The 20,989-nt window shown below is 71.0% G+C and carries 20 protein-coding genes; 8 read left to right on the top strand and 12 right to left on the bottom strand.

Going from position 1 to position 20,989, the window contains the following annotated elements; all coding sequences use genetic code 11:
* Positions 1-120 precede the first annotated feature (120 nt).
* Together groL and groES are read right to left on the bottom strand one after the other, a co-directional pair.
* The gene (gene groL, locus BJ992_RS06470) at positions 121-1,743 is read right to left on the bottom strand and encodes a chaperonin GroEL (protein ID WP_184979020.1); all 1,623 of its coding nucleotides are present in this window, start codon (positions 1,741-1,743) and stop codon (positions 121-123) included.
* Positions 1,744-1,851: 108 nt separating this feature from the next.
* Entirely contained in the window at positions 1,852-2,163 is a 312-nt protein-coding gene (groES, locus tag BJ992_RS06465) for a co-chaperone GroES (RefSeq protein ID WP_184979019.1), read from the bottom strand.
* A 664-nt stretch (positions 2,164-2,827) separates the two neighbouring features.
* On the opposite strand from groES, the gene BJ992_RS32605 reads away from it, so the two are divergent.
* Together BJ992_RS32605 and BJ992_RS06455 are read left to right on the top strand one after the other, a co-directional pair.
* Positions 2,828-4,270, top strand: coding sequence for a THUMP-like domain-containing protein (locus BJ992_RS32605; protein ID WP_184979018.1), 1,443 nt, complete (start codon positions 2,828-2,830; stop codon positions 4,268-4,270).
* A gap of 186 nt (positions 4,271-4,456) precedes the next feature.
* Positions 4,457-6,094: a hypothetical protein gene (locus BJ992_RS06455; protein ID WP_184979017.1), complete on the top strand. Its 1,638-nt coding sequence runs from the start codon at positions 4,457-4,459 to the stop codon at positions 6,092-6,094.
* A 487-nt stretch (positions 6,095-6,581) separates the two neighbouring features.
* Here BJ992_RS06455 and tsaD read toward each other — a convergent pair whose 3' ends face one another.
* The 10 genes from tsaD to BJ992_RS06405 form a co-directional block, all read right to left on the bottom strand.
* The gene (gene tsaD, locus BJ992_RS06450) at positions 6,582-7,646 is read right to left on the bottom strand and encodes a tRNA (adenosine(37)-N6)-threonylcarbamoyltransferase complex transferase subunit TsaD (protein ID WP_221474708.1); all 1,065 of its coding nucleotides are present in this window, start codon (positions 7,644-7,646) and stop codon (positions 6,582-6,584) included.
* Between the two features lie 408 nt (positions 7,647-8,054).
* A complete protein-coding gene (gene rimI, locus BJ992_RS06445) occupies positions 8,055-8,516 on the bottom strand; it encodes a ribosomal protein S18-alanine N-acetyltransferase (protein ID WP_184987647.1) in 462 nt (153 codons plus the stop codon).
* 23 nt (positions 8,517-8,539) lie between these two features.
* On the bottom strand, positions 8,540-9,199 hold the full coding sequence (tsaB, locus tag BJ992_RS06440; RefSeq protein WP_184979015.1) for a tRNA (adenosine(37)-N6)-threonylcarbamoyltransferase complex dimerization subunit type 1 TsaB: 660 nt from the start codon (positions 9,197-9,199) through the stop codon (positions 8,540-8,542).
* 156 nt (positions 9,200-9,355) lie between these two features.
* Positions 9,356-9,901, bottom strand: a complete 546-nt coding sequence (locus BJ992_RS06435) for a class F sortase (protein ID WP_184979014.1) — start codon at positions 9,899-9,901, stop codon at positions 9,356-9,358.
* 16 nt (positions 9,902-9,917) lie between these two features.
* Positions 9,918-10,499: a hypothetical protein gene (locus tag BJ992_RS06430; protein ID WP_184979013.1), complete on the bottom strand. Its 582-nt coding sequence runs from the start codon at positions 10,497-10,499 to the stop codon at positions 9,918-9,920.
* Positions 10,500-10,704: 205 nt separating this feature from the next.
* Positions 10,705-11,175, bottom strand: a complete 471-nt coding sequence (gene tsaE / locus BJ992_RS06425) for a tRNA (adenosine(37)-N6)-threonylcarbamoyltransferase complex ATPase subunit type 1 TsaE (protein ID WP_184979012.1) — start codon at positions 11,173-11,175, stop codon at positions 10,705-10,707.
* Positions 11,172-12,305 (bottom strand): alpha/beta fold hydrolase, encoded by a 1,134-nt coding sequence (locus tag BJ992_RS06420; protein WP_184979011.1) that lies wholly within the window; start codon positions 12,303-12,305, stop codon positions 11,172-11,174. Before BJ992_RS06420 ends, tsaE begins: the two co-directional genes overlap by 4 nt.
* A gap of 11 nt (positions 12,306-12,316) precedes the next feature.
* Positions 12,317-13,432 carry an alanine racemase gene (alr, locus tag BJ992_RS06415; protein WP_184979010.1) on the bottom strand — a complete coding sequence of 372 codons (1,116 nt, stop codon included), beginning with the start codon at positions 13,430-13,432 and terminating at the stop codon, positions 12,317-12,319.
* 66 nt (positions 13,433-13,498) lie between these two features.
* A complete protein-coding gene (locus BJ992_RS06410) occupies positions 13,499-15,007 on the bottom strand; it encodes an NAD(P)H-hydrate dehydratase (protein WP_184979009.1) in 1,509 nt (502 codons plus the stop codon).
* A gap of 49 nt (positions 15,008-15,056) precedes the next feature.
* Positions 15,057-15,434 carry a holo-ACP synthase gene (locus tag BJ992_RS06405; RefSeq protein WP_246496535.1) on the bottom strand — a complete coding sequence of 126 codons (378 nt, stop codon included), beginning with the start codon at positions 15,432-15,434 and terminating at the stop codon, positions 15,057-15,059.
* Between BJ992_RS06405 and coaA the strand changes: the two genes are divergently transcribed.
* The 6 genes from coaA to BJ992_RS06375 are packed head-to-tail and all read left to right on the top strand — an operon-like array spanning position 15,433 to position 20,869.
* Positions 15,433-16,356 carry a type I pantothenate kinase gene (gene coaA, locus BJ992_RS06400; protein ID WP_221474706.1) on the top strand — a complete coding sequence of 308 codons (924 nt, stop codon included), beginning with the start codon at positions 15,433-15,435 and terminating at the stop codon, positions 16,354-16,356. The two genes, BJ992_RS06405 and coaA, sit on opposite strands and share 2 nt — an antisense overlap.
* Positions 16,357-16,366: 10 nt before the next feature.
* The gene (locus BJ992_RS06395) at positions 16,367-17,335 is read left to right on the top strand and encodes a DUF389 domain-containing protein (RefSeq protein ID WP_246496534.1); all 969 of its coding nucleotides are present in this window, start codon (positions 16,367-16,369) and stop codon (positions 17,333-17,335) included.
* Positions 17,336-17,375: 40 nt separating this feature from the next.
* Entirely contained in the window at positions 17,376-18,287 is a 912-nt protein-coding gene (locus tag BJ992_RS06390) for an ABC transporter ATP-binding protein (protein ID WP_184979006.1), read from the top strand.
* Positions 18,280-19,242 carry an ABC transporter permease gene (locus BJ992_RS06385; protein WP_221474705.1) on the top strand — a complete coding sequence of 321 codons (963 nt, stop codon included), beginning with the start codon at positions 18,280-18,282 and terminating at the stop codon, positions 19,240-19,242. Before BJ992_RS06390 ends, BJ992_RS06385 begins: the two co-directional genes overlap by 8 nt.
* Positions 19,239-20,156 carry an ABC transporter ATP-binding protein gene (locus tag BJ992_RS06380; protein ID WP_343072514.1) on the top strand — a complete coding sequence of 306 codons (918 nt, stop codon included), beginning with the start codon at positions 19,239-19,241 and terminating at the stop codon, positions 20,154-20,156. The genes BJ992_RS06385 and BJ992_RS06380 overlap by 4 nt, the downstream gene beginning before the upstream one ends.
* Entirely contained in the window at positions 20,153-20,869 is a 717-nt protein-coding gene (locus tag BJ992_RS06375; protein WP_184979005.1) for an ABC transporter permease, read from the top strand. The genes BJ992_RS06380 and BJ992_RS06375 overlap by 4 nt, the downstream gene beginning before the upstream one ends.
* Positions 20,870-20,989: the final 120 nt, after the last annotated feature.

The following is a 20,989-nucleotide window of genomic DNA, read 5'->3' as shown; positions in this document are numbered from 1 at the left end:
CCGCCAAATCACGGCCGGAAAAATCTTTTCCGCGAAATAGCCACGGCCCGTGCCTCGTCGCGAGGCACGGGCCGTGGTGTCGAACCGTGAAGCGGGCCGATGGCCCTGTGCGGGACCGCGTCAGTGACCGTGACCGTGACCGTGGCCCTGGCCCGCGGCGGCCGGAGCCTCCTCCTCGGGCTTGTCCACGACGAGCGCCTCGGTGGTGAGCAGCATCCCCGCGATGGAGGCGGCGTTCTGCACCGCCGAGCGGGTGACCTTCACCGGGTCGATGACACCCTCGGCGACCAGGTCGCCGTACTGGCCGGTGGCGGCGTTGAGGCCGTGACCGGCCGGCAGGTCGCTGATCTTGGAGGTGATGACGTAGCCCTCCAGACCGGCGTTCTCGGCGATCCAGCGGGCCGGCTCCACCAGCGCACGACGGACGATGGAGACACCGGTGGCCTCGTCGCCGGACAGACCGAGGTCGTCCAGCTCCTTGGACAGGTGCACCAGCGCCGAGCCGCCGCCGGAGACGATGCCCTCCTCGATCGCGGCGCGGGTGGCCGAGATCGCGTCCTCAAGGCGGTGCTTCTTCTCCTTCAGCTCCACCTCGGTGGCCGCGCCGACGCGCAGGATGCACACGCCGCCGGACAGCTTGGCGAGGCGCTCCTGGAGCTTCTCGCGGTCCCAGTCCGAGTCGGTGTGCTCGATGGCGTACTGGATCTCACGCACGCGGTCGGAGATGGCCTGCGGGTCACCCGCGCCGTCCACGACGGTGGTGTTGTCCTTGTCCACCACGATGCGGCGCGCGGTGCCGAGCACCTCCAGGCCGACGTTCTCCAGCTTGAGGCCGAGTTCCTCGGAGACGACCTGGCCGCCGGTGAGGATGGCCATGTCCTGCAGCATCGCCTTGCGGCGGTCACCGAAGCCGGGGGCCTTGACGGCCACCGAGGTGAACGTGCCGCGGATCTTGTTGGTGACCAGGACGGCCAGGGCCTCGCCCTCGATGTCCTCGGCGACCACGAACAGCGGCTTCTTGGTCTGCGCGACCTTCTCCAGCAGCGGGAGGAACCCGGCGATGGAGGAGATCTTGCCGAGGTGCAGCAGGACGTAGGCGTCCTCCAGCACGGCCTCCATGCGCTCGGGGTCGGTCACCATGTACGGCGACAGGTACCCCTTGTCGAACTGGAGTCCCTCGGTGAACTCCAGCTCCAGGCCCATGGTGTTGGACTCTTCGACGGTGATGACACCGTCCTTGCCCACCTTGTCGAACGCCTCGGCGATCAGCTCGCCGATCTTGGCGTCCTGCGCGGAGATGGTCGCGACGTTCGCGATCTCCTTCTTGTCCTCGACGGTGCGCGCACGCTCAAGCAGGCGGTCGCTCACCGCGCGCGCGGCGACGTCGATGCCGCGCTTGAGGCTCAGCGGCGAGGCGCCGGCGGCGACGTTGCGCAGACCCTCGCGCACCATGGCCTGGGCCAGCACGGTGGCGGTGGTGGTGCCGTCACCCGCGATGTCGTTGGTCTTCGTCGCCACTTCCTTGGCGAGCTGAGCGCCGAGGTTCTCGTACGGCTTCTCGAGCTCGACCTCACGGGCGATGGTGACACCGTCGTTGGTGATGGTGGGGGCACCGAACTTCTTGTCGATGACGACATTCCGCCCGCGCGGCCCGAGGGTCACCTTGACGGCGTCCGCGAGGGCGTTGACGCCGCGCTCGAGCGCGCGGCGTGCGTCCTCGTCGAACTCCAGGATCTTCGGCATTTAAGGTCCTCTCAGCATCAGAGCCCCGGGCCTTCGGTGAAGCACCCGGGGCTTGATACGCGTTTTCTGTAAGGCTCCGTGGAGATGGCCGCTTACGCGCCCGGGGCTTTACTTCTCGATGATCGCGAGAACGTCGCGGGCGGAGAGCACCAGGTACTCCTCGCCGCCGTACTTGACCTCGGTGCCGCCGTACTTGCTGTAGAGGACGACGTCGCCCTCCTTGACGTCGAGCGGGATGCGCTTGTCGCCGTCCTCGTCCCAGTTACCCGGGCCCACCGCGAGGACGCGCCCCTCCTGGGGCTTCTCCTTGGCGGTGTCCGGGATCACCAGACCGGAAGCGGTCGTCTGCTCTGCCTCAAGCGGCTGGACCACGATGCGGTCGCCGAGCGGCTTAACGGGAACCTTGGTGGCGGTCGTCACGATCGGACCTCCCCTTCAGATTTGTGATGACGAGCTGAAGAGGCGACCAGCGGCCTGCCGTCGCGGGTGTCAGACCTGCCTCGTCGCATTTTGTCTTGGCACTCTCCATCGGAGAGTGCCAACACTGAACAGTATGCAAGGCCGCCGACACAGTCAACACGGACAGGCCGTCCCAGGTCAGTCCGCCGAACAGCCCCTAGCGAACAGAACCTTCCTCGGCCGACATGTCCCTTTTCCCAACCTACTCACGCTACCCGCGACCCCCGCCACCGCCACCGCCACCGCCACCGCCACCGCCACCGCCACCGCCACCGCCAGACACAAACACACCATGTCCCTTCCTTGACCCGCTCACGCGATCCCCGCGTGCCGAGATGTTCATCCCTGACCCACTCACCCCACCCCCGCATGCCGACATGTCCACCCCTTACCCACTCACCCCACCCGCACGTGCCGAGATGTTCATCCCTGATCCACTCACCCCATCCCCGCGTGTCGTCTCCATCAGCAGACATGGACTCAACAGGTCCATCCGTGGCCCGCTCCCTCCACCCGCGCGTGCCGACATGTCCCTCCTTGGTCCACTCACCCCACCCACACGTGCCGACATGTCCATCTAAGGCCTCGCCCGCGCCACCCGTAGGTGCCGGTAGCGTCAGCAGGCGTGGATCTCGACGCCTTCCGCGAACTGCTGACCCCGCGCGGCCTGCGCGCGCTGGCGGACGCCGAGCGCGCCGTCGCCGAAGGCGCGGACGCCGTCGCGGCGGCGGTGACGTTGCGCAGGACCTACCCCGCAGGGCTCACCGGCGCCGCACTCACCCAGGCGCGGCTGCGTTCGCGTGCGACGGCGAAGTTCGGCGCCGACGCCGGCGTGATGTATTTCACGCCTGACGGCCTGGAGCAGGCCACCCGCGCCGAGGTCGCGGCCCACCGCGCCGGCCGGTTCGGGCCAGGCGACCGGGTCGCGGACGCCTGCTGCGGCATCGGCGGCGACCTGCTGGCCCTGGCCCGCGCCGGGTGCCGTGTCGACGCGGTGGATCGCGACCCGCTGACCGTGGAGGTCGCTCGCGCCAACGCCGCCGCGCTCGGCCTGTCGGCGCTGGTGACCGTCACCGTGGGGGACGCCGAAGCCGTGGAGCCGGAACGGCACGACGCGCTGTTCGCCGACCCCGCGCGGCGCACCACCGGCAGGCGGGTCTTCGACCCCATGTCCTACTCGCCGCCATGGCCGGATGTCCTGGCTCTGGCGGCGCGCGCACGCGGCGCGTGCCTGAAGGTCGCACCAGGCGTGCCGTACGACGTTTTGCCTGCCGACGCCGAGACCGAGTGGGTCTCCTGGCGCGGCGAGGTCAAGGAGGCCGCCGTCTGGACCGGCGTCCTCGCCACACCGGGGGTGCACCGGCGGGCCACCATGCTGTCGTCCCGGCCTCCAGGACTCTCGTCCGAGCGGCCGGGACTCTCGTCCGAGCGGCCGGGACTCTCGTCCGAGCGGCCGGGACCCTCGTCCGAGCGGCCGGGACCCTCGTCCGAGCGGCCGGGACCCTCGTCCGAGCGGCCGGGACCCTCGTCCGAGCGGCCGGGACCCTCATCTGAGCCGCCGAAGCCGTCATCCGAGCAGCCGGGACCGCCGGCCGCGGCACCTGCGCCGTCCACGTCGTCCACGTCGTCCACGCCGCCTGCGCCGCCGTCCGCGCTGAGTCTCACACCGGACTCCGCGCTCGGGGACCCGCCGGTCGGGCCGGTGGGGCGGTATCTGTACGAACCGGACGGAGCGGCGATCCGCGCGCACCTGGTGGCCGAGGTCGCCGCCTCGGTGGAGGGGCGGCTGCTCGACGCGCGCATCGCGTACATCACCGGGGACGGGCCGGCGGTCACGCCGTGGGCCTCGCGGTACGAGGTGCTGGAAACGCTGCCGTTTTCCCTGAAAAGGCTGCGGGCCGCGCTGCGGGCCCGTGACATCGGCACCGTGACCCTCAAGAAACGCGGCTCCGCGCTGGACATTGAACGCCTTCGCAAGGATTTGCGGCTTTCAGGAAAGAATTCCGGAGTCGTGGCACTCACCCGGATCGGCGATCATCCGTACGCGCTCATCTGCGACCCGGCCTGACCTGCGACGATAGCAAACACGGGCAATTTATCGATAATCACGATGTTTTAAACTCGGCCCGGAAAGAGACGTGCTCAGGCACTACAGTTGGCCCGCGCGGGATTTCATCGACCGTCGTTTCACCCGATTTGTTCGTCGTGCACCCCTTCACCGCCAGGCGTGCGCCGGCGAGCGAAGGAGCCCTCGGTGGACCACTCCAACCACACCCTCCTCCAGGCGGGAAGCCAGACCGCCATCTCCGACCGCATGCGCGAGCTCCTCGCGCGCGCCGCACAGGACCACGTCTACGAGCAGCGCACCCAAGGCGCCGTGCTCGACGAGATCCGCCAGCGGCTGGAAGGCATGGAGTGGGTCCTGCGAGAGGTGCGGGAACGCGAGCTCGGTGGCCTCAGCGGCGCGCTGGAGGACATGGGGGGACGTCTCGGCGAGCTCGCCACCCGTCCCCCCGTGTGGGCCGAGGGCCTCGCGCAGCACGTCGAGATCGTCCGCGACCGGGTGGACGGCGTCGGCAGCCGCCTCGCCGGCCTCGGCGACCGCGTCGAGTCCGTAGGCGACCGCGTCAAACCCGTCTCCGAGCTCCCCGCGCTGTGGACCGACCTGAGCACCGTGCGCGAAGGCGTCGCGGAGGCCCTGAAGCGCATCCAGGCGGTCCTGGACGGCACCCACGGCATGGCGGACCGCATGGCCGAGTTCACCCGCCGCCTGGCCCAGTTCCAGTCCGGCATCGAAGCCGCGGGAGGCCGCTTCACCCGCGTCGACAAGGCCCTGCTCGACCTCACCCAGCGCACCGAACGCGTCGAAGGCTGCGTCCTCGACCTCAGCGAAGGCATGGAGGACACCCTCGCCGCCACCATGGACCGTCTCACGGCCACCATGGAAAAACTCGCCACCGGCCTGGAGGGGGTCACCACCCGCCTCACCGGCACCGAATCCCAGCTCACCACCCGCCTGACCGCCATAGACACCACCCTCACCACCATCACCACCCGCTTAGAAGCCCTCGACTCCCGCCTGACCACCCACACCGACACCACCCACACCCACCTGAAATCCCTCACCTCCTGCCTGGAAGCCACCCGCTCCGCCGCCGAACAAGCCCAAGCGACAGCCGAAACCACCCAGGCCACCGTCCACCACCTCACCACCACAACAGAGGCCGACCGCACCACTCTGGAAGCCCTCACCACGACCACACAATCCGCCCTCGCCACCCTCACCACGACCGTGGAGTCCACCCACTCCAACCTCGCAACCTTGGCCGCGACCACAGAGTCCACCCGCTCCGACCTCGCGGCCCTGACGACCACGGTGGAGTCCACCGCCTCGGACCTCCAGACCCTCACCACATCGGCGGATACCACCCGCTCCACCCTCCAGGACCTCGGCGCAAGATCCGATGCCGTAACGGCAAGACTCGCCGACCAGGAAACCCGCCTCACCTCCTTCGGCGACAACTTCGAAGGCGTCAACGAACGCCTGGACCTCCTGGACGACCACCTGGAAGCCGTCAACCAACGCGTAGGCCAACTCCCCGCACTCCTCGAAGTAGGCGAGGTACACAAACGCGTCGGCGAGCTGATCGACGCACAAACCGCCACCCAAGCCGAACACCTCACCACCATCGCCGACCGCATAGCCGAAACCATCCCCACCCTGAAACCCCTGATCCAAGCCCGCCCCGACCACCCCCAACTGACCAAAACAATCCAAGACCTCCTCCACCCCACCCACACCGACCTGACCCGCCACCTAAGCGGCCTCGAAGAAACCATGCTCGCCCTCGCAGAAGCCCTCCTACGTCCCCCCCGCCCCCCCAAGGACTGACCCGACCTCACCCACCAAACCGCCGTACCAGGCGCCGATCCCACCGCGCCGGCGCCACAGCAAAAACCCCAGCCCGATGCGACGAAGAAGACACGTCCCGGACCAACACGACCCGGACCAACACGACCCGGGACGACACGACCCAGGGACGACGCCCCAAGGACTGACCCGACACATCGGCCAACCGCCGTACCAGGCGCCGAATTCACCGCACCACACCCCACCGCGCCGGCGCCACCGCAGGACCCCAGCCGACACGCCAGAAAAAACACAGCCGACCGTCACCACCGGAGTCTCACCACCAGACCCTCACGAACCGGGACGACATGAGCCGGGCTGCCACCAGGCCCTCACGACCTGGACGACACGGCCGGATAAGCCCGGCCTGGGATGGCATGGTCACGCCAACACGGCTCGGCGGCCGATACGACAGGGATGGCATGAATCCAGCCGACATGGTCTGGAACGACGGGGCGGGTGTGGTCGGCTACAGGCGGGTCGTGGTGACCGGGAGGGAGGAGTCGGCGGGGATGGTCAAAGATGACGGGGGGGCGCCGGTGGTCACCAGTTCGGAGCCTAGGGCGGCGACCATGGCGCCGTTGTCGGTGCACAGGCCGGGGCGGGGGACGCGGAGGCGGACGCCGGCTGTGTCGCAGCGTTCCTGGGCCAGGGCTCTCAGGCGGGAGTTGGCGGCCACTCCGCCGCCTATCAGGAGGTCTTTCACCCCGTGGTGGCGGCACGCTTGGAGGGCTTTGCGGGTCAGGACGTCCACTACGGCTTCTTGGAAGGACGCGGCTACGTCGGGGACGGAGACGGTGTGGCCTTCGCGCTCCCTGGCTTCAACCCAGCGGGCCACGGCGGTCTTGAGGCCGGAGAAGGAGAAGTCCAGGGTTCCGTCGTCGTACTTGCCTCTGGGGAAGGCTATTGCGGTGCCTGAGCCGCTTCTTGCGGCGCGGTCGATGTGGGGGCCCCCGGGGAAGGGGAGGCCCAGCACTCGGGCCACTTTGTCGAAGGCTTCGCCGGCGGCGTCGTCGACGGTCGAGCCGAGGGAGGTCAGGTCTCCGGCCACGTCGGGGACCAGGAGCAGTGAGGAGTGGCCGCCGGAGACCAGCATCGCGATGCAGGGCTTCGGCAACGGGCCGTGTTCCAGTTGGTCGACGGCCACATGCGCGGCCAGGTGGTTGACGCCGTACAGGGGGACGCCTAGACCCAGTGCGTACGCCTTGGCGGCGGCCACGCCTACGAGCAGCGCTCCGGCGAGGCCCGGGCCGGCGGTGACCGCTACCGCGTCGATGTCGGAGAAACGCACACCGGCCTTCTCCAGCGCGCGTTCCACTGTCGGGGCCATGGCCTCCAGGTGGGCCCGGGACGCGACCTCCGGCACGACTCCGCCGAATCTGGCGTGTTCCTCGACGCTGGACGCCACCGTGTCCGCGAGCAGTGTGTGGCCGCGCACCAGGCCGATCCCCGTCTCGTCGCACGAGGTCTCGATGCCGAGCACCAGCGGTTGATCAGTCACAGCTTCCCCACCTCGTCCAAGCCCTCGACACATGACCGCCCCGGCGCGGGACCAGGGAATCGTCCAATGCACCCGGCCGCTCCCGCATGATCCTTCCAGTCCAGGCCGGCCTCATATGACCGTCCCGGCGCGGGACAAGCGGCTCGTCCACCACATCCGGCCGCTCCCGCATGATCCTTCCAGTCCAGGCCGGCCTCATATGACCGTCCCGGCGCGGGACAAGCGGCTCGTCCACCACATCCGGCCGCTCCCGCATGATCCTTCCAGTCCAGGCCGGCCTCATATGACCGTCCCGGCGCGGGACAAGCGGCTCGTCCACCACATCCGGCCGCTCCCGCATGATCCTTCCAGCCCGAGCCGGCCTCATATGACCGTCCCGGCGCGGGACAAGCGGCTCGTCCACCGCACCCAGCCTGCCCCGCATGATCCCTTCCCGTCCGGTCATCGGGCCGGGCCGGGCTCGCCGGCCGCGTCACCGGGCAGCGTGAGCACCATCATGATCGCGTCGGTGCCGTCGTCGTAGTAGCGACTGCGCAGGCCGATGCGCTCGAAGCCGAAGCGCTCGTACATGGCCTGCGCGGCCGGGTTGTCGGCGCGGACCTCGAGGAAGACGGCGGTGACCGCGCGCCGCTCGGCCTCGGTGAGCAGTTCGCGCAGCATCGCGCTTCCGATGCCGGCGCGCTGGCGGCCGGAGGTGACGGCGATGGTCTGCACGTCGGCCTGGTCGCCGGCCGCCGCCAGGCCCGCGTAGCCGACGATCTCGCCGTCCTCGACGGCGACGATGTAGTGGCGGGTGCGCGGCTGGTCGTGCAGCTCGCCGCGCAGCATGCCTTCGCTCCAGGCGTCGAAGGGGAACGTGGCCCGCTCGATCGCGAGCACGGCGGCGAGGTCGTTCTCCTCCATCTGCCGCAACGAGACCACGAGATTCACGCCGTCACCTTCTTGGGTGGGCCGGGCACGCGTGCGTCGGGCCGGCGAAGGTAGATCGGCCGTGCCTGTGTGAGCACGTCGCCGGGGTCCTCCGCGGCGAGCCTCTCGGCGGCCAGGGCCGCGAGGGCTCCGCCGGAGGGGTACTCGGGGACCGGCAGGAGGCGGCTCTCGCCGAGCACGGCGGCGTACATGTGGCCCCCGGCTCCGGCGACCGGCAGCTCTCCCGGCACGGCGTCCGGGTGGTCGACGGCGGGGCCGTCGACCCTTGTACGGCGGTCGGCGTACCGGGCCCAGAAGACTTCTTTCCTGCGCGCGTCGGTCAGTACGAGGAACGGCTCGTCCAGGCCGCTTCCGTAGGCCACCGCGTCGAGGCTGCACACCCCGTAGGCCGGCACACCCAAGGTGCCGGCCAGCGCCTGAGCCGTCATCAGCCCCACCCGCAGGCCCGTGTAGGGACCGGGGCCCGTGCCCGCCACGACCGCCGTGACGTCCTGAAGCGACACCCGCGCCTCGGACAGGACCGCGCGGATCGCCGGCGCGAGCAACTCCCCGTGCCGCCGCGCGTCGACCACCGTCGACTCCGCGAGCACCCGCTCCCCGTCGTGCACCGCCACGGTCACAGCCGGAGTAGCCGTATCAAAACCCAAGACCAGCACGAACACGAAGCCTATCCGCTCCGGCCGACAGGACCGACCTGTGCGGTCCAAGGCGGAAGGAGGGCCACGGCCAGCCGAGGGAGGGGTCGGACGACGCGGGAAAGGTGCCGGGACCGAACCCGGGGAAGTGCGGACGACTCGAAGGGAATGCCGGGGTCAGGCCAGGGAGGCGTAGACGATGATGTTGTCCAGGTATTCGTGGGTGGAGCGGTCGAAGGCGCCGCCGCAGGTCACGAGGCGTAGGCCGTCCTCGATGTAGACGCGTTCGGTGGGGAAGTGGTCCTTGGGGATCTGTTCGACGGAGTCGACCTTGTAGTTGGCGGTCTTTCCGTCGCTGCGGACGACCTTGATGCTCGCGCCTTTCCTGACCTGACGCAGGCGGTAGAAGACGGCGGGGGCCGTCTTGGTGTCCACGTGGCCGATGATGACGGACGGGCCGGGGTCGCCGGGGACCTCGCTCTGGTCGAACCAGCCTGCCGTGGCGGGTTTCTCGTACGGCGGCAGCTCGACCTCGCCGTCGCGCGCCATGCCCAGTTTCATCAGGGGGGCCTTGAGGTTCAGGGAAGGGATCTCCAGGCGTCGCGGGGTGGCGGTGGTCTTCTTGGGCTCTTCCGGGGTGCCGGAACGGCCGGTGAGGGCGAACAGGACGGTTCCTGTGACGAAACCGGCTACGACGATCTTGAGCCACTTGGAGTCGGCCATGTTCTGCGGAAAGGCGCTATCGGGACCTGCGGCGGGCGAGGGCTATGCCACCGGCCAGGGCTCCGGCGAGTACGGCGGCGGTCAGGCCCACGGGGATGCCGGAGGGCTGGTCCTCGGCGGCGCCTGCCGCGGTGCCGCCGCCGCCGGCCCTCGGGGCCCGGGTGGGGACGGCGCGGGTGCGGGTGGGCTTGGGGCTGGGACGCGCGGTCACGGTCAGGGTGGCGGCGCCGGTGTCGTTGGTGCCTTCGCATTTGACCTCGACGCGGAAGGTGCCGGGTGCGGCGTCCTCGTCGACCAGGGCGAAGCCGCGGACCTCGGGGGACGGCGCGGTGGTCTCCTCGGGGGTGGCGCCGGCCGCCGGGGTGACGGGAGGCGGCTGGGTGAGGGTGACGACACCGGTGAAGGCGTCGGATCTGGCGGTGGCACGGTAGTCGGTGCCGCCTTGCGGGAGCGGACAGAAGGCGCGGACCCGGATGGATCGGGTGGCGCCGCCCTGCACCCGGTCGGGGATGAGCTGCACGCGGATGTCCTGACGGCTCATCGTGGGGGCCGGGGTCGCCGTGGGATCACCGGCCTGGGCCGAGGCCGTGCATCCCATGGCCGTGACTAAGCATGCTCCTGCAACCGTGATCCGCCCGACCCTGTGCACCGGCGCACTCCACTTCGCGTCCGACCTGAACCCGCTTATGACCACGCCTAGGCGTTACGCCACCTGAATACCCAGAATTATCCGGCCAACCCTTGGAACGATCTTCCTAATCGGGGAAGGGCCGCGTCAAGGCACGCCAGACTACCGGTCTAGATCAGCTCACGGCCGCCGGTTCGAACCACTCGGGGACGCGGGCCCACCTCGGGCCGACGCCGCGCACGCGGATCACGCGCTCGTCCCCGGTGTCGCCGCGCTGCACCGACACTTCGAGCCGGTCGTCGGCGAGGCCTTCGACCAGGCCCTCTCCCCACTCCACGACGGTCACGGAGTCCGCCAAGGAGGCGTCGAGGTCGAGGTCGTCGACCTCCAAGGCGCCGCCGAGGCGGTACGCGTCGGCGTGCACGAGCGCGGGGCCGCCGGCGAGCGACGGGTGGACCCGCGCGATCACGAATGTCGGCGACGTGATGGGACCGCGGACCTTGAGCCCTTCGGCGATGCCCTGCACGAGGGTCGTCTTGCCGGCGCCGAGCGGCCCCGACAGCACCACGAGGTCGCCGGGCCGCAGCTCCCGTGCCAGTTCCTCGCCGAGCACCCGCGTCGCCTCGGCCGTGTCCGCGCGCCTCACAGCACATCTCCTGCCTTCGAGTCGTCCTGAGCCTGCGTGCCGGCGGTGTCCGGACCCGGCGCTTCCAGTACGGCGGCCGGCTCGGCGTCGGCCGCCGCGACGGCCGCCAGGAGCTCGGTGACGGCCTCGCCGACCTCGGCGGGCTTCTCCAGCAGTACCAGGTGGGACGCGCCGGGGATCACGGTCAGCCGCGCGCTCGGCAGGCCGGTGGCGATGGCCCGGCTGTGCTCGACCGGGGTCAGCCAGTCCTTCTCGCCGACGACGACCGAGGTGGGGACCTTGTTGAGCACGTCGAGCGCCGAGAGCTTGTCGTGGGACATCAGAGCCGGGTAGAAGTCGGCGATGACGTCGGTCGGTGTGGAGCGGATCATCGACTCGGCGAAGTCGACCACGGTCGGGCTGATGGTGGACGGGTCGCCGAACCCGAGGTAGCGCAGCGCGAGGAACGACAGGTCGGTGCCGGCCTGCCTGCCGCGGTCGATCAGCGCGGCGCGGCGGCCGAGCACCGACATCGCCGGCGGCGTGGCCCAGTGGACGGCTTTGGAGATCAGCGCGGGCAACCCGAGGGTGATCTCGGCGAGCCGCCCCGCGGACGTGGCGATCAGCGCCACGCCGCGGATCTTCTCCCCGAACAGCTCGGGGTGGCTGTCGGCGAGCGCCATGACCGTCATGCCCCCCATGGAGTGCCCCACGAGCACGCACGGCCCCGGCACCAGGGTCTTCAGGATCTCGGCCAGGTCGAACCCCAGCCGGTCGATCGTGCAGTCCTCCGCGGGGGTGCGGGTGGACCTGCCGTGGCAGCGCTGGTCCCAGAACACCATGCGGTAGGTGTCGCGCAGGTCGCGGCGCTGGTAGTGCCAGGAGTCGAGGTTCAGCGTGTACCCGTGGCAGAACACGATGGTCAGCGGCGCGTCCTCGGGCCCATCCACCTCGGCGTGCAACTCAACGCCGTCGGACGTCTTGACGGTCACCTGACGGCCCCGCAGCTCGCCGAAGGGCTCGCTGGACTCCAGATCGGGCCGCAGCCGGATGCGTCCCACGGCGTACCGCTTCGCCAGGGCACCCGCCGCCAGCCCCGCCGACGCGGTACCGACGATCGCCCCCGCGATGCCGACCTTCCGCCGCGACATTCGACCTCCTCTTACCGGTGAACGCGCGGGACGCGCGCACCAATCCTCGTCACGATCTCATGGGTGATCGTGCCCAGGGAATCGGCCCACTCCTGAACGGTCGGCTCACCGGATGCGCCGGGCCCGAACAAGATCACCTCGTCCCCCTCACGCACGTCGTCGTCCGCCATGTCGATCATGAACTGGTCCATGCAGACCCGGCCCGCGATGGTACGCCTGCGGCCCGCGGCGAGGACCTGCCCACGGTTGGTCGCCGCACGCATCACGCCGTCGGCGTATCCGAGCGGCACCAGGGCCAAGGTGGTCTCCCGCTCGGTCGTGTACAGGTGGCCGTACGACACGCCGGTGCCGGGTGTGACGCGTTTCACCATGGCGACCCGCGCCACGAGCGTCATCGCGGGCCGCAGCCCGAAGTCGCCGAGCTCGGGGATCGGACTGAGGCCGTACACGGCGATGCCGGGCCGCACCATGTCGTACCTGGCGGCGGGGAGCGACACGGTGGCCGCGGAGTTGGCGATGTGGCGCAGGACGTGGGACCCGCCGGCGCCGGCCTTCTCGGCGACGGCGATCGCCTCGTCGAACACCGCGAGCTGGCGCGCGATGGACGGGTGCCCCGGGATGTCGGCGCAGGCGAAGTGGGACCAAAGGCCCGCGATCTCTACGGCACCGGTGGCCTGGAGCGCGAGCGCGCGGTCGACCAGCGCGGGCCAGCCGGCCACGGTGGCGCCGCCGCGCGAGATGCCGGTGTCGGCCTTGAGGTGCACCTTGGCGGCGTGGCCCGCACGGCCGGCCGCGGCGGCGATGCCGTCGAGCACCCAGATGTCGCCGGCCGACAGCTCGACGCCGGCGGCGACCGCCTCGTCGAGCGGCTCGCCGGGGGTGATGATCCACGACAGGATCGGCGCGGTCACTCCGGCGGCGCGCAGATCGAGCGCCTCACGGATGAAGGCCGTGCCGAGGCGGGACGCGCCGGCGCCGAGCGCCGCGCGCGCGCACGGTACCAGGCCGTGGCCGTAGGCGTCGGCCTTGACCGCGACCATCATCTCCGCGCCTGGCGCGTGCTCGCGCAGCCGCGCGACATTGTGCTCGATCGCCGAGAGGTCCACCCGCGCCTCGGCGGGTGTCATGAGAGATCCGCTGATGGGGAGACTCACCCTTTCAGTGTCGCAGCCACCCGGCCTGACTGGACCGGTTCACGCGTCCGCCACCAGGGAGCGGATCACACCGGGGAGCTCGCGCGCGATGTCGAGCGCCGCGATCGGCGCCTCGCCCCCCTGTGGCCCGGCCGCCGCCGCGCGGCCGGCGAGTCCATGGAGGTGCGCGGCGCAGGACGCGGCGTCGCGCGGGCTCAGCCCACCGGCGAGGAAGGCCCCGGCGATGCCGGCGAGCACGTCGCCGGTGCCTCCGGTGGCGAGCCAGGGGGTGCCCGTGACGTTCACGAGGACCGGCCTGCCTTCCTCCGCCACCAGGGTAGTCGACCCTTTGAGCAGCACCGTGACGCCGAGCTCGGCGGCGGCGCGGCGCGCGAAGTACAGCCGCCGCGCCTCGATCTCATCGGCGTCCACCCCGAGGAGGCGGCCGAGCTCCCCGGTGTGCGGGGTGATCACCGTCGGTGCCGAGCGGCGCAGCAGCGAACGGTCGCGTGCCGCCAGCGTGAGTCCGTCGGCGTCGACCAGCGCCGGCACGTCGAGGGCCAGCGCGGACGCGGCCACGGCGTGCGCGTCGTCGCCGGTCCCCAAGCCGGGCCCCACGACCCAGGCCTGGACCCGTCCCACGTCCTGGACTCCACGCTCAGGCGTGACGACCGTGGTGACCGCCTCCGGCCACCTGGCCCGCACCTGCCGTACCGGCTCCTCGGCGCTCGCGAAACGCACCAGCCCGGCCCCGGCGCGTACGGCACCCGCCACGGTCAGCACGGCGGCGCCGGTGAAGCGGTCGCTGCCGGCCAGCACCCCGATCACGCCTCTGCGGTACTTGTTGGACTCGGCGCCGGGCCGGGGCAGCAGCGCCGCCACGTCGGGCCCGGTGAGCGCCGTGACGCCGGGGGCCGGCAGGTGCGGCCGCAGGCCGATGTCCACGACCCGCAGCGACCCGGTGCGACCGGCCCCCGGGTCGACCAGCAGGCCCGCCTTGGCGGCGCCGAACGTCACGGTGAGATGGGCCTGTACGGCGTCCCCCTCGACCTCGCCGGTGCTCGCGTCCACGCCGCTCGGCACGTCCACCGCGATCACCACGCCTGGCGCCGTCGCCGTCAGCCTGGCGAGGGCCGCGTACGGCTCACGCAGCGCTCCCGCGCCGCCGATGCCGGTCAGCCCGTCCACCAGCACGTCGGCCCGCTCGATCAGGCCGCGCAGCGCGGGGTCGGACTCCGGCCCCCCGGCGGCCTCCCGCAGGTCGACCGGCCGGCCGCCTGCGCGGGTCAGCGCGGCGAGCCCGCCGTCGTGGGTGCGGCTCCCCGCGAGCACCGCGTCCACCCGCGCGCCGCGTCGTGCGAGCGCGGCCCCCGCGTACAGCGCGTCGCCGCCGTTGTCCCCGCCGCCGATGAGCAGCACGATCCGCGCGCCGTACACCTGTGGCACGGCCTCGGCGCAGGCCACCGCGAGCCCGGTGGCGGCGCGGCTCATGAGGGTGCCCTCGGGCAGCAGGGCCATCAGCGACCGCTCGGCGGCCCTGATCTCGTCGGATGTGTACGCGCTCAGCACCTCACCGAATCTAGCCGGTCCGCGATCATCCGCACGAAACCGGGCCGCGTCAGCCCTCGGCGACGACGTACGCGACGGCCAGCCCGCCGTCGTGGCTGAGCGACACGTGCCACCGGGTCACCCCGAGCGCGGCGGCCACCTCGGCGGCCCGGCCCGTCACCGACAGCCGGGGACGGCCGTGCTCCCCCGTGACGATCTCGGCCTCCCGGTGGTCGAGCCCGGGGGGTGCGCCGAGGGCCTTGGCGACGGCCTCCTTGGCGGCGAACCGCGCGGCCAGCGAGTGCGGCGGCAGGTCGCGCTCGGCCTCGGTGAACAGCCGGTCCCGCAGCCGCGGCGTGCGGGACAGCGCCGCGGAAAGGCGCGCGACGTCCACGACGTCCACCCCGATGCCGACGATCACACTGATCAGCATAGAGTTCGCAACCATGGAGGCACCGCATCCGTACGCCGAGCTCAGCCGTGCGCAGTGGCGTGAGCTGCGCCTCAACACGCCTCTGACGCTGACCGCCGGCGAGCTCGAGGAGCTGCGCGGCGTCGACGACCCGATCGACCTGGCCGAGGTCACCGACATCTACCTGCCGCTGACCCGGCTGCTGAACCTCCACTTCACCGGCGCCAGGCAGCGCGGCGCGGCGGTGAACACCTTCCTCGGCGACGACCACACGCCTCCGCCGTACATCCTCGGCATCGCCGGCAGCGTCGCGGTCGGAAAGTCGACCACGGCCCGCCTGCTGCACACGCTGCTGGCCCGCTGGCCCGAGCACCCAAGGGTCGATCTGATCACCACCGACGCGTTCCTGCACCCGAACAAGGTGCTGGAGGAGCGCGGCATCTCCCACCGCAAGGGGTTCCCCGAGAGCTACGACCGCCGCGCGCTGGTGCGTTTCGTCGCCGACGTCAAGGCGGGGGCCGAGGAGGTGCGCGCGCCGGTCTACAGCCATTTGGAGTACGACATCGTGCCGGGTGCCTCGCAGACCGTGCGGCGGCCGGACATCCTCATCGTGGAGGGTCTGAACGTGCTCCAGCCGGCGCCGCCGGCGGCGCTCGCGGTCAACGACTACTTCGACTTCTCGATCTACGTGGACGCGCGGGTCGAGGACATCCGCGCCTGGTACGTCGACCGGTTCCACAAGCTGCGCCGCACCGCGTTCGCCGACCCCAAGTCGTACTTCTCCTACCTGGCCGAGCTGTCGGACGACGACGCCACCCGGTTCGCCAAGCAGGTCTGGCGGGACGTGAACGAGCGGAACCTCGTCGAGAACATCGCCCCGACACGGGGACGGGCCGGGCTCATCCTGTACAAGGGCCCCGATCACTCCGTGAGGCGCGTACGCCTGCGCCGCACCTAGAATCCCGCTCATGCTGCTGCACCTGAGGGTGATCGCTCCTCCCGCACGCACCCCCGACGTGCTGCGCATGCTCACCGGAGCGGCCGGGGTCACCAACGTGATCGAGCTGCCGGGTGCGGGGAGGCGGCCGGAAGGCGACCTGGTGATGTTCGAGGTGACCCGTGAGGGGGCCAACGCCGTCATCGAGCACCTCAAGGAGCTCGGCATCGCCGAGGACGGCTCGATCGCGGCCGAGCGGGTCGACCTGTCGCTGTCCAGGGTGGCCGACGAGGCCGAGGAGCAGGTGCCAGGCGCGCCGGACGACGCCGTGGTGTGGGACGAGCTGGCCGCGCAGGTGTCGGACGACTGCCGGGTCACCTGGGCCTTCCTGACGTTCCTCGTCATCGCGACGCTGCTGGCGGCGATCGGCGTGATCCTGCCGTCCCTCATCGTGATCGTCGGCGGCATGGTGCTCGGCCCGGAGTTCGGCCCGGTGGCGGCGATGTCGTTCGGGCTGCTGCGCCGGGACGGCAGGCTGGTCGTCACCGCGATGCGCGCGCTGGTGATCGGGTTCCTCGTGGCCATCACCTTCACGTGGGCCTGCGCCGTGCTGCTCGAGCTGCTCGGCTGGATCGGGCCGCAGACGCTCAACGGCCACGACGAGGTCGACTTCATCGTCAAGCCCGACCGGTGGTCGTTCATCGTGGCGTTGCTCGCGGGGGCCGCGGGGGTGCTGTCGATCACCGCGGGGAAGTCGTCGGCCATCATCGGGGTGTTCATCTCGGTCACCACGGTCCCCGCCGCCGGGTACGCCGCGGTCGCCGCCGCGACCCGGCGGTGGGACGAGGTGACCGGCTCGGTCGCGCAGTTGTCGGTCAACATCACCGGCATGGTGATCGCCGGGTTGGTCACCCTGCTGGTGCAGCGGCTGGTCTGGTCCAGGTACGGCCTGCGTATCACGCCGCCCGCCGCACGTAGGAGACGCGACTCCTCCGTGTGAGGGAGTCGGCCGGGCTGCGGCCTTGGATAGTGTCCGTGGCATGACCATCCTCGCCACCGAGGGCCTCACCAAACGTTTTCCCCGGGTGACGGCGCTCGACCGGCTCACCGTCACCGCCGGGCCCGGAGTCACGGGCCTCGTCGGCGCGAACGGCGCGGGGAAGTCCACCCTGATCAAGATTCTGCTCGGCCTGCTGCCACCCACCGAGGGCCGCGCCGCCGTGCTCGGGCTGGACCCCGCCACCCAGGCGCTCGACATCCGCCGCAAGGTCGGCTACATGCCTGAGCACGACTGCCTGCCGCCTGACGTGTCGGCCACCGAGTTCACCGTCCACATGGCCCGCATGTCGGGCCTGCCGCGCGGCGCCGCACGCGAGCGCGCCGCCGACACGCTGCGGCACGTCGGCCTGTACGAGGAGCGCTACCGTCCCATCGGGGGTTACTCCACCGGCATGAAGCAGCGCGTCAAGCTGGCCCAGGCCCTGGTGCACGACCCCAGCCTGCTGTTCCTCGACGAGCCGACCAACGGCCTCGACCCGCGGGGCCGTGACGACATGCTCGCGCTGATCCGGCGCATCGGCGCCGAGTTCGGCATCAGCGTGGTCGTGACGTCCCACCTGCTCGGCGAGCTGGAACGGGTGTGCGACCACGTCATCGTGATCGACGGGGGCCGGCTGCTGCGTTCGTCGGCCATCGGGGAGTTCACCCAGGCCACCCACTCGATCACCGTCGAGGTCGAGGAAGGCGGTGAGGCGCTGGCGGAGCGGTTGCGTGCCGCCGGGCACGCCGTCACCGAGCACGGACGGCTGCTCATCGTGGACGACGGCGCGCCTGGCACCCACGACCTGGTGCGGGACGCGGTGTGCGACCTGAACCTGTCGCTGGTGCGCCTGGAGCAGGGCCGCCACCGCATCGAGGACGTCTTCCGGGAGGAGGCGGCGGCACATGTCTGAGACGAGCGCAGGGCCCGGCCCGGGGTTCGGCCCCAAGGCAGGCCCGGAGACAGGCGCTGAGGCAGGCGCGACCACTGTGGCGGGCCGGCCGTCGGGGGTCATCCACGACATCGGGTACCGCCACTACGACGGGCCGCGCCACGGACGGGGACACGCGTTCGCCGCGCTCACGGTCAACAGCCTGCGCGGGGTGTACGGTCTCGGCCGCACCGCGCGGTCCAAGATCATGCCGTTCCTGCTCTTCGGGGTGATGACACTGCCGGCGGTCGTGTCCATCGCGGTGATGGCGTTCGTCAAGCAGCAGGGGCTGACCTACCCGGCGTACGCCGTCACCATGCAGGCCGTGCTCGCGGTGTTCCTCGCCGCGCAGTCGCCGTACCTCGTGGCGCCTGACCTGCGGTTCCGGGTGCTGCCGCTGTACATGTCGCGGCCCACGACGGCGCTGGACTACGTGGCGGCCAAACTGACGGCCATGACGCTCGCGCTGCTGATCCTGATCGGCGCGCCGCTCACCTTGCTGTTCGCCGGCGAGCTGCTGGTGGACCTGCCGGGTCCCCCGCACACCGGTGAGTACTTCGCCGCGATGGGGACCGCGGTGATCTACGCGGTGCTGCTGTCCGCGGTCGGCGTGGCGCTGGCGTCGTTCACACCGCGCCGTGGTCTCGGCGTCGCCTCGGTGATCACGGTCTACCTGCTGACGTCGGCGGTGTCGGTGGTCCTGGTGGGGCTGCTGATGTCCACGAGCAGGGACGCCGCCGCCGCGTGGGCCTGGCTGGTCAACCCGTTCTTCCTGGTCGACGCGGTGCAGAACTGGCTGTTCGGCGTGCAGGCCAACAATGACAGCGGCTACCCGCCGGATCTCGGCGGCCCGGTCGCCGCGGCCGCCGTGGTGGCGATCATCGCGCTGTGCGTCGCCGCTCTCGTCCTGCGGTACCGGAAGGCGGCCTCGTCGTGAACATCGAACTGGCCCAGGTCTCCCGCTGGTACGGCAACGTGGTGGCGGTCAACGACGTCACCATGACGATCGGCCCCGGCGTCACCGGGCTGCTCGGCCCGAACGGCGCCGGCAAGTCCACCCTGCTGCACATGATGGCCGGGTTCCTCGCGCCGTCCACCGGCACCGCCACGCTGGACGGCAGGCCGATCTGGCGCAACCACCAGATCTACCGCTCCATCGGCCTGGTACCCGAGCGCGAGGCCGTGTACGGCTTCCTCACCGGCTGGCAGTTCGTGCTGTCCGGCGCCAGACTGCACGGCCTGCCGTCCCCCGAGGACGCCGCGGCCAAGGCGCTGGCGATGGTCGAGATGGAAGGCGCCAAGGACCGTCGCATCGAGACCTACTCCAAAGGCATGCGCCAGCGGGTCAAGGTCGCCGCGGCCCTGGTGCACGACCCGCAGGTGCTGCTGCTCGACGAGCCGTTCAACGGCATGGACCCGCGCCAGCGCCTCCACCTGATGGACCTGGTGCGCGAACTCGGCGCCTCGGGACGCACCATCTTGTTCAGCTCGCACATCCTGGAGGAGGTCGAGCGGGTCGCGCAGCAGATCGAGGTGCTCGTCGCGGGCCGGCACGCCGCGTCCGGCGACTTCCGGGAGATCCGCAGGCGCATGACCGACCGCCCCCACCTGTTCCGCGTGCGTTCCAGCGACGACCGGCGCCTCGCCGCCGCGCTGATCGCCGACGCGTCCTCAGGCGCGGTGTCGCTCGGGGACGCCGGGCTGGAGGTGCGGGCCGTGGACTTCCGCAGGTTCACCTGGCTGCTGCCGAGGGTCGCCAGGGACGCCGGGATCACCCTGACCGAGGTGTCCCCCGCCGACGAGGACCTCGAAAGCGTCTTCTCCTACCTGATCTCCGGGAGCACACGATGAACTCCGTCGTCGCCGGCATCACGTTCCGCGCCGTGCTCGGCCGCCGCCGCGTGCTGCTCCTGCTGCTGCTTCCCTTGCTGCTGCTCGGTCTCGCCGTGCTGCTGCGCGCGCTCGGCAGCACCGACGAGAAGGCCGCGATCACGCTCATGCAGGTGTACGCGATCGGCACCATGCTGCCGCTGCTCGGCCTCATCGCCGGCACCGGCGCCATCGCGCCGGAGATCGACGACGGCACGATCATCCATCTGCTCTCCAAGCCCATCTCGCGGCCGGTGATCGCCACCACCAAGTTCGCCGTCGCGGCGGTGCTGCTCGCGCTGTTCGCCGCGGTGCCGACGTTCCTCGCGGGATACCTGCTGCTGCGCGGCGAGGCCGGCATCGCGTACGGCTTCGCGGTCGGGTCGCTGGTCGGGGGTGTCGCGTACGCCGCGGTGTTCCTGCTGCTCGGGGTGGTCACGCGGCACGCGGTGACGGTCGGCATCATCTACGCCGTGGTGTGGGAGAACCTCGTCGGCGGCTACGTGCCGGGTGCGCGCAACTTCTCCATCCAGCAGTGGGCCCAGACGTTCGCCGCCGAGATCAGCACCTCGGGGTTCATGAACGCCACGGTGAGCATGGGGTTCGCGGTGCCGGCCGTGCTGATCGTCACCATCGGGTCGGTCGTGTGGGCCGGTCAGCGGCTGCGGGTGCTGTCGCTCACCGGCGACGAGTGACCGCGTAACTTTCACGCTCCACAGCACGGCGACCTGCGCGGATCCGGCTCCGGCCGGATCCGCGCTGTCGCGCGCGGCCGAGCGGGTCTACCGTTCGCCGCGGCCGTGCGTCCGTCCCTG

Origin of the sequence: Sphaerisporangium rubeum (assembly GCF_014207705.1) — a bacterium.
GTDB classification, from domain to species: Bacteria; Actinomycetota; Actinomycetes; order Streptosporangiales; family Streptosporangiaceae; genus Sphaerisporangium; species Sphaerisporangium rubeum.
This window is presented reverse-complemented; position numbering and strand designations above follow the sequence as displayed.